Here is a 16,190-nt window from a genome sequence, read left to right as displayed (position 1 = left end):
ATGAAAAACGCCTGTTGCGGCAGACCGTCAACAGGCGTTTTTAGTGCTTACTGCGATGAAACTCAGTTCGCCGACGGCTTGCGCTCCGGCAACGGAATCCATTCCGTCTCACCGGGCACCTTGCCCATTTCCTGCGCGGTCCAGGCGGCCTTCGCCTGCTCGATGCGCTCACGGCTCGACGACACGAAGTTCCAGAAGATGAAGCGCTCGCCGTCGAGCGGCGCGCCCCCTAGCAGCATCAGTCGTGCGGGTCGGTCGCCCGCCACAATGCGCACGTCCCCACCCGGGGCGAGCACCCCCATCCGATGCTCCGGCAGCGCCTCGTCGTTCACCGTCACCTCGCCCTGCACCGTGTAGACGGCGCGCTCGGCGTACTCCGGCGGCAGCACGAACGCCGCGCACGGCTCCATTTCGACCGCGAGATAGAAGATCGGCGAGAACACTTTGACCGGGGCCTTCTCGCCGAACGCTTCACCGAGGATCAGGCGCATGTGCACGCCCGGCAGGAAGATGTCCGGCAGCGACGACGCCTCGTGATGCGAAAACGACGGCGCGGTCTCCTCGTCGGCCTGCGGCAGTGCGACCCACGTCTGAATGCCGTGAACGTCACCGCCGCGCGCGCGCACGTCGTCCGGCGAACGTTCCGAATGCACGATGCCGCGCCCGGCCGTCATCCAGTTCACAGCCCCTGGCGTGATGCGCTGATCGCTGCCGAGACTGTCGCGGTGCCAGATTTCGCCATCGAACAGATAGGTGACGGTCGCCAACCCGATGTGCGGGTGCGGACGCACGTCCAGCCCCACACCGGGCGGCAGTGTTGCAGGCCCCATGTGGTCGAAGAAAATGAACGGCCCGACGGTCTTGAATGGCAGGCTCGGCAGACTGCGCTGCACGGTGAAAGCGCCGATATCGCTCAGGTGCGGCTTGAGCACGGCAAGGAAGGGACTCGTGGAATCGGTCATGGCGCGGTTCTCCTGCGTTCGACACTTGTGGTGAAGTGTTGCGGTCAAGTGGGGGGTGCTGTCGCCCGATTGTAGAGGACATTGCGGGCGCGCTCCATGACACCTGAGCATGATGGCCGCCACCACGAAAAATGGGGGGCGCGAGTGTTCCTGCGACATCGCTCCTATAATGCAGGGATTGTCTAACGCTTTTGGCTCGCGCGCGTCGCGGGCATCGACTTATGAACAAGGCCTTCGTCAAGGAAGATAACGGCGACGACGATGATGATCTCGACGCAGGCGCGCCGGAGATTCCTGCGGGCTCCAAGAACTACATCACGCCCGCAGGCTACCGTCGTCTCAAGGATGAGATGCTGGATCTCATCGATAATCAGCGCCCTGAAGTGGTGAAGATCGTGTCGTGGGCGGCGTCCAACGGCGACCGTTCGGAGAACGGCGATTACATCTACGGCAAACGGCGTCTGCGTGAAATCGACCGGCGAATTCGCTTTCTGACGAAACGCCTGGATAACGCGGAAGTGGTGGATACGCGTCGTCAGGAGAACGTCGATCAGGTGTTTTTCGGTGCGCAAGTCACCTATGCGGACGGCAAGGGAGACGAGCATACGATCATGATCGTCGGTATCGACGAAGTGGATCTCGACCGAGGGCACGTCAGTTGGATCTCGCCCATCGCCCGAGCCATCACCAAATCGAAGATCGGCGACACCGTGCCGTTGCGCACGCCGGCCGGGCTCGATCAGATCGAGATTCTCGACGTGCGTTACCCGCCGTCCGAATAAGCGCACCGCGCGCCGTTCGACACCATGCAAAACGCCTCCCGAGGGAGGCGTTTTCATTTCATCGATGCCGCGAATCCCGCGAATCAGTAGTTGATCAGTAGTTGCCGCGTTCGCGCGAAATGCGCATGGCGTGATTCGCGTGGACATCGTCCTGATGCCGCTCGCTCGGACGCTCGCGCGCCACGCGCATGACGTCCGGATTCACGCGAATGCGACGCATCACGTTAGCCAGATGCACACGATCGCTCACCTGAATGAGGAAGCGTAGCGTGGCGGATTCGTCCGGCACCACTTCGTCCATCCCGATGTGCACGATGTTCGCGTCGGATGCCGTGATATCGGCCGCCACACGCGAGAACACGCCACGGTTGTGATGCACCAGCACCTTGATGCCGACGTCGAACAGACGCCCCGGCTGCGGTGCCCACGCCACGTCGATCCAGCGGGTCGGATCCTTGCGATGGATACGGCGCGCGACCGGACAGTCCGTCGTGTGGATCGCCATGCCCAGCCCGATGCCGATATAGCCCATGATGGCGTCGCCCGGGATCGGGCGGCAGCACGCCGAGAACTGCACCGACATGCCTTCCGTGCCCGTGATGAGTACCGGCGGGCCGACGTTCTCGTCGCCCGTACGCGGCGAATCGGGATCGTCCGGGCTGTCGTCGTTCTCGCCTTCCTTGCCCGAGGTGAGCACCGCGAGACGCTTGGCCATCACGGCGGCGACACGACGTCCAAGCCCGATGTCGGCAAAGATGTCCTGACGATCCTTGTTGCCCGTCCACTGCGCAAGCTTGTCCCAGATCTCGGGCGAGATCTCGCTCATCGTCAGCCCGTAACCCTTGAGCGCCTGCTCGACCAGACGCTCGCCAAGCTGCACTGACTCGGCGAAGCGCATCGTCTTCAGGTAGTGACGAATGGCCGAGCGCGCCTTGCCGGTACGCACGAAGCCGAGCCACACGGGGTTCGGCTTCGAATACGGCGCCGTAATCACTTCCACGATGTCGCCGTTCTTCAGTTCGGTGCGAAGCGGCAGCAACTCGTTGTTGATCTTGACGGCCACGCACTGGTTGCCCAGATCGCTGTGGACCGAATAAGCGAAGTCGAGCGCCGTCGCACCGCGTGGCAGCGCCATGATGCGCGCCTTCGGGGTGAAGACGTAGACGGCGTCGGGGAACAGGTCGATCTTGACGTGTTCGAGGAATTCGGTGGAGTCGCCCGTCTCGCTCTGAATATCGAGCAGCGACTGGAGCCACTGGTGTGCATGCTTCTGCACGTCATTCATGTCCGCGCCGCCGTTCTTGTACAGCCAGTGCGCGGCCACACCCGCTTCCGCGATCTCATGCATGCGGCGCGTGCGAATCTGGAATTCGATGGGCGTGCCGAAAGGGCCGACAAGCGTCGTGTGCAACGACTGATAGCCGTTGACCTTCGGAATCGCGATGTAATCCTTGAACTTGCCCGGTACGGGCTTGTAGAGCGCGTGCAGCACGCCGAGCGCGAGATAACACTGCGCGTTCGACTCGACGACCACGCGGAAGCCATAGACGTCCAGCACCTGCGAGAACGACAACTGCTTTTCCTGCATCTTCGTATAGATGCTGAAGAGCGTCTTCTCGCGGCCGAAGACGTCGGCACTGACTTCGCCGTCTTTGAGGGCTTTCTCGACGGCGTCGAGAATCTTGCCGACCACCTCGCGCCGGTTGCCGCGCGCGGCCTTCACGGCCTTGTCGAGCACGGCGTAACGACGCGGATGGTAATTCGCGAAGCTCAGATCCTGAAGTTCGCGATAGGTGTTGTTCAGGCCGAGACGGTGCGCAATCGGCGCATAGATGTCGAGCGTTTCGCGCGCCACGCGGCGCTGCTTTTCCGTCGACGTCACGCCCAGCGTGCGCATGTTGTGCAAGCGGTCGGCCAGCTTGACGAGAATGACGCGCACATCGCGCGCCATCGCCAGCAGCATTTTGCGGAAGCTCTCGGCTTGCGCTTCTTCGCGGCTGCGAAACTCCATCTTGTCGAGTTTCGACAGGCCGTCGACCAGTTCCGCGACCTTCGGTCCGAATCGCTCGGCGAGTTCGGCCTTGGTCACGCCCTGGTCTTCCATCACGTCGTGCAATAGCGCAGCCATGATCGACTGCGCATCGAGTTTCCACTCGGCACAGATCTCGGCTACAGCAACGGGATGGGTGATGTAAGGCTGTCCGCTCTGACGATACTGGCCCAGGTGGGCCTCATCGCTGAACTGGAAGGCTTCTTTGATTTGCGCGAGGTCGCTTTCCTTGAGGTACTCCCCAAGCATGCCCTTGAGACGGGCGATCGAGACGACCTCGTGCTTGCGCGGCTGCTCGGGCGTTGCCGTCGGACCGAAGAGGTGCCGATAGGACTGCTCCAGCAGCGCGTCGATGTACTGTCGCGTGGCGCTCTCGCCCTTTTTCTTCTTGCGCTCGGGCTTGGGCTCCCCCGCTTTGGGTTCATCCGCAGCGATGGACGTGGCCGGTGATTTCGCATGACTCATACATGTACCTGCTTCGTCGAGCGGCCCGCAACGTCACATCGCATCAGTGCAGTCTCCCGATCAGAGCGGCACTTTCTTGAGCATCTCGATGCCCACCTGGCCAGCTGCGATTTCGCGCAGCGCGACGACGGTAGGCTTGTCCTTGTTGTTCTCGAGCTTCGGCGTATGACCTTGCGCCAGTTGGCGGGCGCGGTAGGTCGCGGCGAGTGCGAGCTCGAAGCGATTCGGAATTTGTTTCAGGCAATCTTCAACGGTAATTCGGGCCATAAGGAGGTTCCTTCTCAATATAAGGCGTATTCTATCGCAGCCGGCGCGCGCTCGCGCAAAACACGAGTGCTGCCAGCGAATGCGACGGTGTTACTCGTGATCGTTCGGCGCGTGGATATCCAGATCGGTGAACAACGTCTTGTGCCGCGCATACTGCGAAGCGAATCGCAGACGCACCGCAGTGAACACCGATTGCAATTGATCCAGCGCGCGCTGGAATTCGTCATTGATGATGATGAAGTCCGCTTCCGGCGCGTGGGCGATCTCACCACCGGCTGCCAGCAAGCGGCGTGCAATCACCTTTGGCTCGTCGGTCCCGCGCTTCTTCAGGCGCTCTTCCAAGGCTTCGATGGACGGCGGCAGAATGAAGATACCGACCGCATTCGAAAAGCGCTTGCGCACCTGCTGCGCACCCTGCCAGTCGATTTCCAGCAGCACGTCACGGCCTTCGCGCATCTGCTCTTCGATCCACACGCGCGACGTGCCGTAATAGTTGCCATGCACCTCGGCGCTTTCCAGAAACTCGCCACGCTTGCGGCGTTCGAGAAACTGATCGACCGAAATGAAGTTGTAGTGCACGCCTTCTTCTTCGTTGGCACGCGGTGCTCGCGTCGTGCAGGAAATCGACAGACGAACGTCGCTATCCTGCGCGAGCAGCGCGTTGACGAGCGTGGACTTGCCCGCGCCCGAGGGGGCGACCACCATGAACAGATTGCCGGGGTACTCGGCATGCAAGGCGGGTTGCGGGGCGTGTGATTGCGGGGACATACGACTTACTCCAGATTCTGCACTTGCTCGCGCATCTGCTCGATGTAGAGCTTGAGCTCCATCGATGCATCGGCGAGTTCCTTCGAGGCTGCCTTCGAGCCGAGCGTATTCGCTTCGCGATTGAGCTCCTGCATCATGAAGTCGAGCCGTTTGCCGACCAATCCTCCCTTATCGAGGATGTGGCGGGTTTCCTTCAGGTGGGCGTCGAGTCGCGTGAGTTCTTCTGCAACGTCGATGCGCACGCCGTAAATCGTCACTTCCTGGCGAATGCGTTCCGCGACCTCTTCCTTGCTCGGTGCCGCCGAGCCTTCCGGCACGACCACGCCCAGCGCTTCTTGCAGACGATCGACGATCTTTTGCTGATGGCGCGCGATCAGATCCGGCACGAGCGGTTGCAGGCCCGTAAGAATCGTCTCCATCTTCTCGATGCGCTCGATCAGACTGGTCTTGAGCTGCGCACCTTCGCGACGGCGCACGTCGACGAGATCGCCGATCGCCGCACGACCGGCATCGATCACGGCATCGCGCAGCGCTTCGGCCGTCACCGACTCTTCGCCGAGCACGCCCGGCCAGCGCAGGATTTCACCCGTGCGCATGCGTTCGGCATCGGGGAAATAAACGAGGACTTGTTGTTCGAGATCGGCGAGTTGTTTGACGGCCTCGAGATTGAGCGCACCGTTGGTGCCGCTCTCGGGACGTTGCACGTTGATGCGGATATCGACCTTGCCGCGCGAGAGCTTGGCAGTCAGCGATTCACGCAACGACGGCTCGCACGCACGCGCTTCTTCGGGCATACGGAATGCCAGATCGAGGAAGCGCGAATTAACCGTGCGCAATTCGACCGACACGCTCGCGCCTGCGGCTCCATCGGCATGCGCAATGTCGCGCGTGACGCTGGCGTAGCCGGTCATACTGTAGATATTGTTGTCTTTCATCGGGGTGACCGTTACCACAGCGCCGTGACACTTTTTCAGCGGGGCGATGCAGCAACCAGTTTCGCATGCAATGGATGAAACGGGATTATCGCATTTTCCGGCCCAAGGCTCCTGATTCCGCGCACGACACCGGTGCGCGCCGCCAAGCTTTTGGCGTTTAGCGATACCATTCGGGTATTGCCGCATAAATTCACCTCGCAGGACATTCATCCATGACGCAAATCACCCGCCCGGACGGCCGTGCGCAAGACGCATTGCGCCCCGTGCGCATTACCCGCCAATACACCCGTTACGCCGAAGGCTCCGTGCTGATCGAGTGCGGCGAGACCAAGGTCATCTGCACGGCCAGCGTCGAAGAGAAAGTGCCGGGTTTCCTGCGCGATTCGGGCCAGGGCTGGCTCACCGCCGAGTACGGCATGCTGCCGCGCGCCACGCACACCCGAGGCGACCGTGAAGCCGCACGCGGCAAGCAAAGCGGTCGCACGCAGGAAATTCAGCGTCTGATCGGCCGCTCGCTGCGCGCCGTATTCGACCTGGAGAAGTTCGGCCCGCGCACCATTCAGATCGACTGCGACGTCATTCAGGCCGACGGCGGCACGCGTTGCGCGTCGATCACCGGCGCATTCGTCGCTGCGCATGACGCCGTCTCGAAGCTCATCGCCGACGGCAAGCTCGAATCGTCGCCCATCCGCGCGCACGTGGCGGCCGTCTCCGTCGGGTTGTATCAGGGACAGCCGGTGCTCGATCTGAACTACGTCGAAGACTCGGCCTGCGACACCGACATGAACGTGATCATGACGAGCGAAGGCGGTTTCGTCGAAATTCAAGGCACGGCCGAAGGCGCACCGTTCACGCGCGCGCAAAGCAATGTGTTGCTCGATCTGGCCGACGCCGGTATTCGTCAACTGATCGACGCGCAAAAGCGTGCGTTGGGAGTCTGAAGATGACCATGCAGAAGATCGTGCTGGCGTCGAACAACCCGGGCAAGCTGCGCGAGTTCGCGTCGTTGTTCGCGCCGCTCGGCATCGAGCTGGTGCCGCAGGGCATGCTCGGCGTGTCCGAGGCCGAAGAACCGCACGTCACTTTCATCGAGAACGCGCTGGCGAAGGCACGTCACGCGGCTGCCGCGACCGGCCTGCCTGCGCTCGCCGACGACTCCGGCCTGTGCGTGCCGATCCTCGGCGGCGCCCCTGGCGTGTATTCCGCACGTTATGCTGCGCGCGCCGGCCGTGAGAAGTCGGATGCCGCGAACAACCGCCATCTGATCGAGCAACTGGCTCCGCACGCCGACACGCCGGGATATCGCGACGCGTATTACTTCGCGGCCCTCGTACTCGTGCGTCACGCAGAAGACCCGCAGCCAATCATCGCCGAGGGGCGCTGGGACGGCGAGATCGTGGACGACGCACGTGGCGCGCATGGCTTCGGCTACGATCCGCACTTCCTCATCCGCTCGTTGAATCAGACGGCTGCCGAACTCGATCCTGCCGTGAAAAACGCCCATAGCCACCGCGCTCGTGCATTGCGCGTGCTGCTGGAAAAGCTGGGGCGGGAGGCGTAAGTCGTATGAGTGAATCCACGTTGCCCGTGCAGAACTTTCTGCGGCCCGGCAAGATCAGCTTGCCGGCCTTGCCGCCGATGTCGCTGTACGTGCATTTCCCGTGGTGTGTGCGCAAGTGCCCCTACTGCGATTTCAACTCGCACGAGTGGCGCGGCGAAGGCGGCGCGCAAGCGTTTCCCGAGCAGGCCTATCTGGATGCATTGCGTCAGGATCTCGAACAGGCGTTGCCGCTGGTGTGGGGACGTCCGGTGCATACGGTCTTCATCGGCGGCGGCACACCGAGTCTGTTGTCGGCTGCCGGTCTGGATCGCCTGCTCTCGGATCTGCGCGCCCTGCTGCCGCTCGACGCCGACGCCGAAATTACGATGGAAGCCAACCCCGGTACGTTCGAAGCGGACAAATTCCGCAGCTTCCGTGCGAGCGGGATCAACCGGCTGTCGATCGGCATCCAGAGCTTCAACAGCGAGCATCTGAAGGCGCTCGGCCGTATTCACGACGGCGACGAAGCCCGTCATGCCATCGAGATCGCGCAAGCGAATTTCGACAACTTCAACCTCGACCTGATGTTTGCGCTGCCGAACCAGACGCTCGCGCAATGTCAGGAGGATGTGGAGACGGCGATCTCGTTCGCCCCGCCGCATCTGTCGCTGTATCACCTCACGCTCGAACCCAATACGCAGTTCCACAAATATCCACCGACGGTGCCGGACGACGACACGTCTGCCGACATGCAGGACTGGATTGCCGAGCGCACTGCGGCCGCGGGCTACGGACGCTACGAGGTGTCGGCGTACGCCCAGCCGCACCGACGCGCCAAGCACAATCTGAATTATTGGGAGTTCGGCGACTATCTTGGCATCGGCGCAGGCGCGCACAGCAAGATTTCGTTCCCGCATCGTGTGCTGCGTCAGGTGCGTCATAAGCATCCGCAGCGATTCATGGAGGCAGCCGCCGCCGGTAACGCGATTCAGGAAGAGCGTGAAGTCGATGCGCGTGATTTGCCGTTCGAATTCATGCTCAATGCGCTACGTTTGACCGATGGCGTGAAGAGCGAGCTGTTTGCCGACCGCACGGGATTGCCGATGGCGAAGATCGCCAGGGCGCTCGCGGCCGGGGTCGAAAAGGGCTTGCTGGTCGACGATCCGCAACGGATCGCCCCAACCGAGTTGGGTCAACGCTTCCTGAACGACCTTCAGGGGATGTTTCTGGAAGGCGAGAAGAAGTAATCGCCCAACGGCAGCAAAAATGAAAACGGCGGGACATCATCGGATGTCCCGCCGCTTTTTACAATCGCACCTACCCCAGCGACGCCCCCATCTCCCTTAGCGCCTTGCGGATGATCTTGCCGGTGACGGTCATTGGCAGCTCCGGCAGGAAAACGACCTTGCGCGGGTATTCGTGCGCCGCAAGTCGGTGCTTGACGAAGTCTTGAATCTCCTTTGCCAGGGCGTCTGACGGCTCATGTCCTTCGCGCAGTACGACGAACGCCTTCACGATCTCGGTACGCAGGTCGTCGGGTTCACCGACCACGGCCGCGAATTGCACCGACGGATGCCGGATCAAGCAGTCCTCGATCGGTCCCGGTCCGATGCGGTAGCCGGCGCTGGTAATGACGTCGTCCGATCGACCGGTGAACGTGATGTACCCGTTCTCGTCGACGAATCCTGAGTCACCCGTGAGCAGGAAGTCGCCACGGTATTTGTCCATGGTGGCGTCCGGGTTATGCCAGTAGCCAAGGAACATTACGGGGTTGGGCCGTGCGATGGCGATATTGCCCACCGCGCCAGTGGGTAACGGCGTACCTTCGTCATCGACGATGGTGACGTCGTGCCCGCGCACGGCGCGTCCGATGGCGCCGGGTAGCGCCGGGAATTCTGCGGCGCATGACGAGACGACCATGTTGCACTCCGTCTGCCCGTAGAACTCGTTGATGTCGACGCCCAGATGCTCCCGTCCCCACGCCAGCAATTCGGGGCCGAGCGATTCGCCGCCGCTCGCGACAGAGCGCAGTTGCAGCGGCCAGTGGTCGCGCGGGGATGCCACTGTGCGCAGCATCTTGAGCGCGGTCGGCGGCAGGAACGTGTTGCGCACGCCGTGACGCGCCATCAGATCGAAGGCAGCTACCGGGTCGAACTTTTCGAAGCGTCGTGACAGGACCGGCACGCCGTGATGGAGCGCGGGCAGCAGCACGTCGAGCAGTCCGCCGATCCACGCCCAGTCGGCGGGCGTCCAGATCAGATCGCCCTCTTGCGGGAATCCGTTGTGCGACGTCTCCACGCCCGGCAAATGCCCGAGCAGCACCCGATGCGCATGCAGCGCGCCCTTGGGTTTGCCCGTGGTGCCAGAGGTATAGATGATCACGGCCGGTGCGTCGGCGCGGGTCTGGACAGGTTCGAAATGCGTATCGCGCGAGGCGATCGCTGGCCACAGCGCGAGCAGGCCGTCTTCGGCGACGCCCCAGTCCTGGTCGTCTGCGACGTGATGATGCGCTTCGGGCAGATCGTCATGGACGACGTACACGAGGCGCAGGTCGGGTAGCTCGGCGCGAATGTCGTCGATCTTGCCAATGCTCGCGAGGTCGGTAACAAGCACTGCCGCGCCGGAGTTCTGCAAGCGATAGGCGAGCGCCTCCGGGCCGAACAGGGTGAACAGCGGGACGGCGATCGCGCCGAGTTTGTACGCGGCGACGTGGGCGACGAGTGTGGCGGGCGACTGTGGCAGGAAAATGCCGATGCGGTCACCGGCCTTGACGCCGTTGGCGCGCCATTCGTTGGCGAGCTGATTGGAGAGTTGCTTGAGGACGTCGAACGTAAGGCGCACGAGCGCGCCGTCCGCGCTTTCGTGGATGAGCGCTAGACGATTGGAGCCGTCGGCCCATTTGTCGCAGACGTCGACGCCGATGTTGTACAGCGTGGGGATCTGCCAGGTGAACGACGCGGCAGCCGTGTTGGCGTTCGCCGGGTTTGTCGCGTTCTTGTTTGGCGTGTGGGTCACGCGCTCGCCACTGGCGTCATTTGACGTCTCTTGGGCGGGGGCACGGGAGGTGTCGGCATCCATGCGGTGTCTCCGGGTCATGTCTGGCCTCGCACGGTAACGCCGGGGGCGTACACCGCACGTCTTCAAGCATGATGCATGCCGGGCGATGACAAGACAAGGGGGACGGGGGGTAATCCTAGGAAATTAGCGGGGTGTGAGGCGATTTTGGTCGCGCGAGGGCTTCACATGACGGGCTGAGCAGGTATAATGCGCGCTGCCGTGCGGTACTGGTCTGCTTTGGAGCGCAAACGACTCCGACGCCGATTACACCGGACCGCACGCATCTCAAGTCGTCCCCCGGACGACATCCCAGGCCACGATCCCGCATCGTGCGCAACGCCCCGGAGGCGTGCCAGAGTGGTTTAATGGACCGGTCTTGAAAACCGGCGAAGGGGTAACCCTTCCGTGAGTTCGAATCTCACCGCCTCCGCCAAAAAACTCCGCAACACGTTGATTTAATAAGAATTCGCTCGAAATTCTTCTCGTACCCATCCTGACCTTTCAGCGGCACGACGAGGAAAGGAACGCCGGACCGGTGCCCGCATTCGCATTCTTGGCGTCCGCAATGGACATCGCCGCAGCAGACTGAACGCCATGCTTGGCCGCCGTGATTTCCGCGAGAATCGAGACCGCGATCTCGGCTGGGGTCTTGCTGCCGATATGGAGACCGGCGGGGCCGCGCAGACGTGCAACCTCGGGCACCGTCAGGTCGAATTCGAGCAGGCGATGCCGGCGAGCGGCGTTGTTACGGCGCGAGCCGAGCGCACCCACATAGAACGCCGGTGTGCGCAAGGCTTCCATCAGCGCCAGGTCGTCGAGTTTGGGATCGTGCGTCAGCGCGACCACGGCCGCTCGGCTATCGAGACGCATGGACACGACCACGTCGTCCGGCATCTCGCGCGTGAGCGTTACCCCTTCGACACGCCAATGGTCCGCATACTCCTCGCGCGGGTCGCACACCGTCACGTGATAGTCGAGACCGATCGCAATCCGACAGAAGAAGCGCGAGAGTTGCCCTGCCCCGATCACGAGCAGCCGGTAGCGTGGCCCGTGAACGGTGGTCAGCGTGACGCCATCAAAATGCACGCCGTCTTTGACCGGTGCCGCGCTGAGCTGCGTGTTGCCTGTGCGTAGGTCGAGCGTGCGTGCAACGAGCTTTCGTTGCATTACGGCATCAAGCAACTCGCGGATCCGGCTTCGTTTCGTGACCGGTTCGAGCGCAAGCTGGATCGTGCCGCCGCAAGGCAGCCCGAAGCGATGCGCTTCGTCGGCCCCGATGCCGTATTCGACGATTTCCGGCGATTCGAGCGCAATGCCGTTACGTCGCACGCGATCGATCAGATCGTCTTCGATGCATCCCCCTGAGACCGAACCCACGACATGCCCATCGTCGCGAATGCACAGCATGGCCCCCTCGGGGCGCGGCGACGACCCCCACGTCCGGATCACGGTGACGAGCAGCGCGCGTCGGCCGCTCTCGACCCAGTCGGCACATTGCGACAGCACTTCGAGATCTTCGCTATTCATGGTTGTCACCGCGCCCCGAAGGTCAATGATGCATACCGAACTGTTCGGACGCCGGTGCGCGCCAGACTAATCCGATCAGCATGCCGAGCACGCAAAGCGCGGCGACGTACCAGGCCGGGGCCATCGTCAGGCCCTGCTTGCCGACAAGGAACGAGGCAATTGCCGGCGCCGTGCCGCCGAATACCGCGTATGCCGTGTTGTAGGACAGCGCGAAGCCCGTGAAGCGAACTTCTGCAGGGAAACTCTTGACGATGATGTACGGCCCCAACGTGATCGTGCCGATCAGGAAGCCTCCTGCAATATAGAGCGGCCAGACCAGATTGCTCGCCGAGCCCAGCGACAGGTAGAACGCCGCAGTCACCACGAGCATCGCGAGACTGCCGAGTATGTAGGCGCGACCACCGCCGATCCTGTCTGCCGCCCATCCGGCGAACGTGCTACCGACGATCAGCCCGAAGATCGACCACGAGTTGTTCGTGAAGACCTCCTTGGGCGCCAGATGGAACTGCGTTTGAAGATAAGTCGGCGTGTAGAGGAAGTAGATGACGAAGATGCCGGAGAACACCCACGTGGCAAGCAGGCCGAATACCAACGCCTTGCGGTGCTGCGTGAGCACGACCGACAGCGGCAAGCGCGAGTCTGCCTCGCGTTTTGCGCGCAGCGCTTCGAACACCGGCGTTTCCTGCAGATAGCGGCGCAGGTAGACCGAGATCAGGCCAAAGACGCCGCCGGCGATGAACGGCAGGCGCCAGCCCCACGTCTTCAAGCTCTCCGGATCCATATTGCCCATCAGGAACTTGGCGCTCAGCGCACCCAACAGGATCCCCGTGCAAAGCCCCGACATCAGCAGGCCGCAGGCGAGACCGACGCGATCGCGCCGCACATGCTCGGCACAGAATATCCACGCGCCAGGCACTTCCCCGCCGACCGACAGCCCTTGAAGCACACGGCACAGCAGGAACAGCAGTGGCGCCACCAGACCAAGGGTGGCGTAGCTCGGCAGCAAGCCGATCAACAACGTGGGTGCGGACATCAGGAACAGGCTGAGCGCGAACATCTTCTTGCGGCCGATCCGGTCGCCGAAGTGCGCGAAGAAAATGCCGCCGATCGGGCGTACGAGATAGCCGGCAGCGAAAATGCAAAACACTTCCAGTTGCGCAAGCCACTCAGGCGTTTGGGGTGGGAAGAATACAGTGGCAAGCAACTTCGTGAAGAAGACCGCGACAATGAAGTCGTAGTACTCCAGGGCGCCACCAAGCGACGCCAGCATCAGCGTCTTGATATCGCCCATCGACATGGCGCGTCCATTCGAGACGGACTCGATCGGCACTGGGGTAGATGTCATTCGTTTGCTCCAAACTCTGCGGGTTACCGGTTTTTGAAAATGCCGCGTGACCTCCTCATTTCATCAGTGCACTGATAGAATGGGCGTCGTTCTGGTTGTGATGCATGGCGGATGTCACACTCGCCATGCGGTAATAAGGCCGGAAAAATATTTGTCAGCATGCTGACAATGTGCTTTTTATCGTGACAAAATCAGGAACGCAATAGGTGTCTTGTCCGGATCAGTAAAAGTCCCTAGCAGCGCCGGCATCGAGCAGATTCCGTGCCAAATGTGACAGGGTCCGGCAAGAAAGTTAGACTCCATCCATCCGCCATTTCTCGACTTCACAATGAGCACGGCCGCCAAAGAAACGACACGTACCGAGGGCGTCATCGAAACCGGACATCTCTGGCAGCGCCCGGGATTCCTGATCCGCCGACTCAACCAGATCCACATCGCCCTGTTCTTCGAAAGCTGCAAGGATTTCGCCATCACGCCTGTGCAATACGGGCTGCTTACCACCCTCAGCGAGCAACCCAATCTGGATCAGACATCGTTGTGCGCCGAAGTTGGCGTCGACCGGACGACGATGGCCGACGTGCTGCGCCGTCTCGAGGAACGGGGTCTGGTCAAGCGGGCACCGAGCGCGAGCGACGGCCGCGTCAAGATCGCCAACATCACCACGAAGGGCCGCGCGATCATGCGCGACATGTACGCGAGCATGCGCGAGGCGCAGGTCAAGTTCCTCGCCCCGCTCGAAGAAAAGGATCAGGCCGTCTTTATCCGGATGATGATGCAACTGGTGGAAGGCAATAACCAGTACGGACGCACGTCGCTCAAGCACTTCGACTGACGTTGCCCTCGCGGGCGGCGCCTGCCACCGCCCTGCCCTTCACCCTCGCGCCGACGGCAGGACTACACCGTGATGTCGCGCCGGAATGTCTCGGGCACGAACAGCACACCGACGACGAACGACAGCGCCGCGATGGCGATCGGATACCAAAGCCCGAAATACACGTTGCCTGCCGCCACCGACATCGCGGACACCACGAAGGGCAGCATGCCGCCGAACCAGCCCGACCCGAGGTGAAACGGCAACGACAGCGACGTATAGCGGATGCGCGCCGGAAACAGTTCCACCATAAACGCGGCCATCGGCCCGTACACCATCGCAAGGAAAAGCAACAGCACCCACATCAGCAGCACGACCATTGGCGCGTTGACCGTTGCCGGATCGGCGTGTTTCGTCCAGCCTGCAGCGATCAGCGCACGCTCTAGCGCGTGACGGTCGCTCCCCTGCACCTGCGTGTTGCCAATGACAGTCGTCACCGGCGCGCCCGCCTTCTGCTGCGTCTGCTCATACGACACGCCCGACGCCGACAGGAACTCGCGCACGCGATCGCATTCCGTGCGAGGCGCCGAGAACAGCGAAAACTGGCAGTCGTTCGCATAGACCTTAATGGCCGTATCGCGCTGGAAGGTCTCGAGCTGCGGATTGGCGTAGTGGGTCAACGCGCGAAAGATCGGCTGTGTGGTGAGCGCCAGCAGAAGACACGCGCTCATCATGATCCATTTGCGTCCGATCCGATCGGACAGCCAGCCGAACAGTACGTAAAACGGGAACACGCAGATCAGTGCGATCGCGAGATACAGATTGACAGCATTGGGCGCAACCTTGAGCGTGTTCTGCAAGAAGTACATGGCATAGAAATGCCCCGTGCCGAAAATCACGCCCACGCCCGAAGCCGTGCTGAATAGCATGATCAGCACGTATTTCAGATTGCCCCACTGTCCGAAGCTTTCGCTGATCGGCGACTTGGAGAGGTGACCGGCGTGCTTCATCTGCTGGAACGTCGGCGACTCCGCCAATCGGGTGCGCAGGTAGACCGATACGATCAGCAGCGCGGTCGACACCAGAAACGGGATTCGCCATCCCCAGGATTGAAACGCCGCATCGTCGACGAACGCGCGCGACACCCCCACCACCGTGATCGACGAGAGCAGGCCGAGCGTTGCCGTGGTTTGCAGCGAACTCGTGTAGAAACCCCGCTTGGTCGGAGGCGAATGTTCGGCGAGATAGGTGGCCGCTCCTCCTGTCTCGCCGCCCAGTGCGAAGCCCTGCAGCAACCGAAGTCCGACGAGCAGGATTGGCGCGAGCATGCCGATTTGCGCATACGACGGCAACAGGCCAACGCCCACCGTGGCCACCCCCATCAATACGATGGTCGCCATGAACGTGTACTTCCGCCCGATGCGATCGCCAAGCCGACCGAAGAACAGTGCGCCGAGCGGTCTGACGAGGAAGCCCGCGCCGAATGTTGCAAGACTGGCAAGGAAGGCCGTCGTCTCGTTCCCGCTAGGGAAGAACAGCGCGCCGAAGACACCGGCCAGTGCGGCGTAGACATAAAAGTCGTACCACTCCAGCAGTGCGCCGAACGACGACGCGAAGATCAGGACAAACTGCTGGCGCGTCACAGGCGCGCGAGAGACAGCGGATGTCATCGTATTCATTT

14 protein-coding genes and 1 tRNA gene are annotated in these 16,190 nt (G+C 62.1%); 6 read left to right on the top strand and 9 right to left on the bottom strand.

Going from position 1 to position 16,190, the window contains the following annotated elements; translation table 11 throughout:
* Nucleotides 1-62: 62 nt before the first annotated feature.
* A complete protein-coding gene (locus NA29_RS08920) occupies nucleotides 63-962 on the bottom strand; it encodes a pirin family protein (protein WP_039397588.1) in 900 nt (299 codons plus the stop codon).
* Between the two features lie 221 nt (nucleotides 963-1,183).
* Between NA29_RS08920 and greB the strand changes: the two genes are divergently transcribed.
* Complete coding sequence (gene greB, locus NA29_RS08915; protein ID WP_039397586.1) at nucleotides 1,184-1,744, top strand: transcription elongation factor GreB; 561 nt, start codon at nucleotides 1,184-1,186, stop codon at nucleotides 1,742-1,744.
* A 94-nt stretch (nucleotides 1,745-1,838) separates the two neighbouring features.
* On the opposite strand, the gene NA29_RS08910 is transcribed toward greB, so the two are convergent.
* The 4 genes from NA29_RS08910 to NA29_RS08895 all read right to left on the bottom strand — a co-directional run bounded on the left by NA29_RS08910 (nucleotide 1,839) and on the right by NA29_RS08895 (nucleotide 6,229).
* Entirely contained in the window at nucleotides 1,839-4,259 is a 2,421-nt protein-coding gene (locus NA29_RS08910; RefSeq protein WP_039397584.1) for a RelA/SpoT family protein, read from the bottom strand.
* Nucleotides 4,260-4,319: 60 nt separating this feature from the next.
* Nucleotides 4,320-4,526 carry a DNA-directed RNA polymerase subunit omega gene (gene rpoZ / locus NA29_RS08905; RefSeq protein ID WP_039397582.1) on the bottom strand — a complete coding sequence of 69 codons (207 nt, stop codon included), beginning with the start codon at nucleotides 4,524-4,526 and terminating at the stop codon, nucleotides 4,320-4,322.
* Between the two features lie 90 nt (nucleotides 4,527-4,616).
* Complete coding sequence (gene gmk, locus NA29_RS08900) at nucleotides 4,617-5,294, bottom strand: guanylate kinase (RefSeq protein WP_039397580.1); 678 nt, start codon at nucleotides 5,292-5,294, stop codon at nucleotides 4,617-4,619.
* Nucleotides 5,295-5,299: 5 nt separating this feature from the next.
* Nucleotides 5,300-6,229 (bottom strand): YicC/YloC family endoribonuclease, encoded by a 930-nt coding sequence (locus tag NA29_RS08895; RefSeq protein WP_039397578.1) that lies wholly within the window; start codon nucleotides 6,227-6,229, stop codon nucleotides 5,300-5,302.
* Between the two features lie 212 nt (nucleotides 6,230-6,441).
* On the opposite strand from NA29_RS08895, the gene rph reads away from it, so the two are divergent.
* From rph to hemW, 3 genes are read left to right on the top strand one after another with little or no spacing between them, the layout of a single operon-like run.
* The gene (rph, locus tag NA29_RS08890) at nucleotides 6,442-7,170 is read left to right on the top strand and encodes a ribonuclease PH (RefSeq protein ID WP_039397575.1); all 729 of its coding nucleotides are present in this window, start codon (nucleotides 6,442-6,444) and stop codon (nucleotides 7,168-7,170) included.
* Nucleotides 7,171-7,172: 2 nt separating this feature from the next.
* Complete coding sequence (rdgB, locus tag NA29_RS08885; protein ID WP_039397573.1) at nucleotides 7,173-7,790, top strand: RdgB/HAM1 family non-canonical purine NTP pyrophosphatase; 618 nt, start codon at nucleotides 7,173-7,175, stop codon at nucleotides 7,788-7,790.
* Nucleotides 7,791-7,795: 5 nt separating this feature from the next.
* The gene (hemW, locus tag NA29_RS08880; RefSeq protein WP_039397571.1) at nucleotides 7,796-9,016 is read left to right on the top strand and encodes a radical SAM family heme chaperone HemW; all 1,221 of its coding nucleotides are present in this window, start codon (nucleotides 7,796-7,798) and stop codon (nucleotides 9,014-9,016) included.
* Between the two features lie 70 nt (nucleotides 9,017-9,086).
* Here the strand turns inward: hemW and NA29_RS08875 are convergent, their stop codons facing one another.
* Nucleotides 9,087-10,847, bottom strand: coding sequence for an acyl-CoA synthetase (locus NA29_RS08875; protein ID WP_039397568.1), 1,761 nt, complete (start codon nucleotides 10,845-10,847; stop codon nucleotides 9,087-9,089).
* Between the two features lie 322 nt (nucleotides 10,848-11,169).
* On the opposite strand from NA29_RS08875, the gene NA29_RS08870 reads away from it, so the two are divergent.
* Nucleotides 11,170-11,259, top strand: a tRNA-Ser gene (locus NA29_RS08870).
* Between the two features lie 68 nt (nucleotides 11,260-11,327).
* Here the strand turns inward: NA29_RS08870 and NA29_RS08865 are convergent.
* Both NA29_RS08865 and NA29_RS08860 read right to left on the bottom strand, forming a co-directional pair.
* Nucleotides 11,328-12,353: an XdhC family protein gene (locus tag NA29_RS08865; protein ID WP_039397567.1), complete on the bottom strand. Its 1,026-nt coding sequence runs from the start codon at nucleotides 12,351-12,353 to the stop codon at nucleotides 11,328-11,330.
* 22 nt (nucleotides 12,354-12,375) lie between these two features.
* A complete protein-coding gene (locus NA29_RS08860; RefSeq protein WP_231965141.1) occupies nucleotides 12,376-13,698 on the bottom strand; it encodes an MFS transporter in 1,323 nt (440 codons plus the stop codon).
* A gap of 328 nt (nucleotides 13,699-14,026) precedes the next feature.
* Here NA29_RS08860 and NA29_RS08855 point away from each other — a divergent pair, with 328 nt between their 5' ends.
* The gene (locus NA29_RS08855) at nucleotides 14,027-14,530 is read left to right on the top strand and encodes a MarR family winged helix-turn-helix transcriptional regulator (RefSeq protein ID WP_052252700.1); all 504 of its coding nucleotides are present in this window, start codon (nucleotides 14,027-14,029) and stop codon (nucleotides 14,528-14,530) included.
* Between the two features lie 62 nt (nucleotides 14,531-14,592).
* Here the strand turns inward: NA29_RS08855 and NA29_RS08850 are convergent, their stop codons facing one another.
* A complete protein-coding gene (locus NA29_RS08850) occupies nucleotides 14,593-16,188 on the bottom strand; it encodes an MFS transporter (protein ID WP_039397564.1) in 1,596 nt (531 codons plus the stop codon).
* Nucleotides 16,189-16,190 lie beyond the last annotated feature (2 nt).

The organism is Pandoraea sputorum (assembly GCF_000814845.2).
Classification (GTDB): Bacteria; Pseudomonadota; Gammaproteobacteria; order Burkholderiales; family Burkholderiaceae; genus Pandoraea; species Pandoraea sputorum.
The sequence above is the reverse complement of the archived record's forward strand: the minus strand, read 5'-3'. Positions and strand labels throughout refer to the sequence as shown.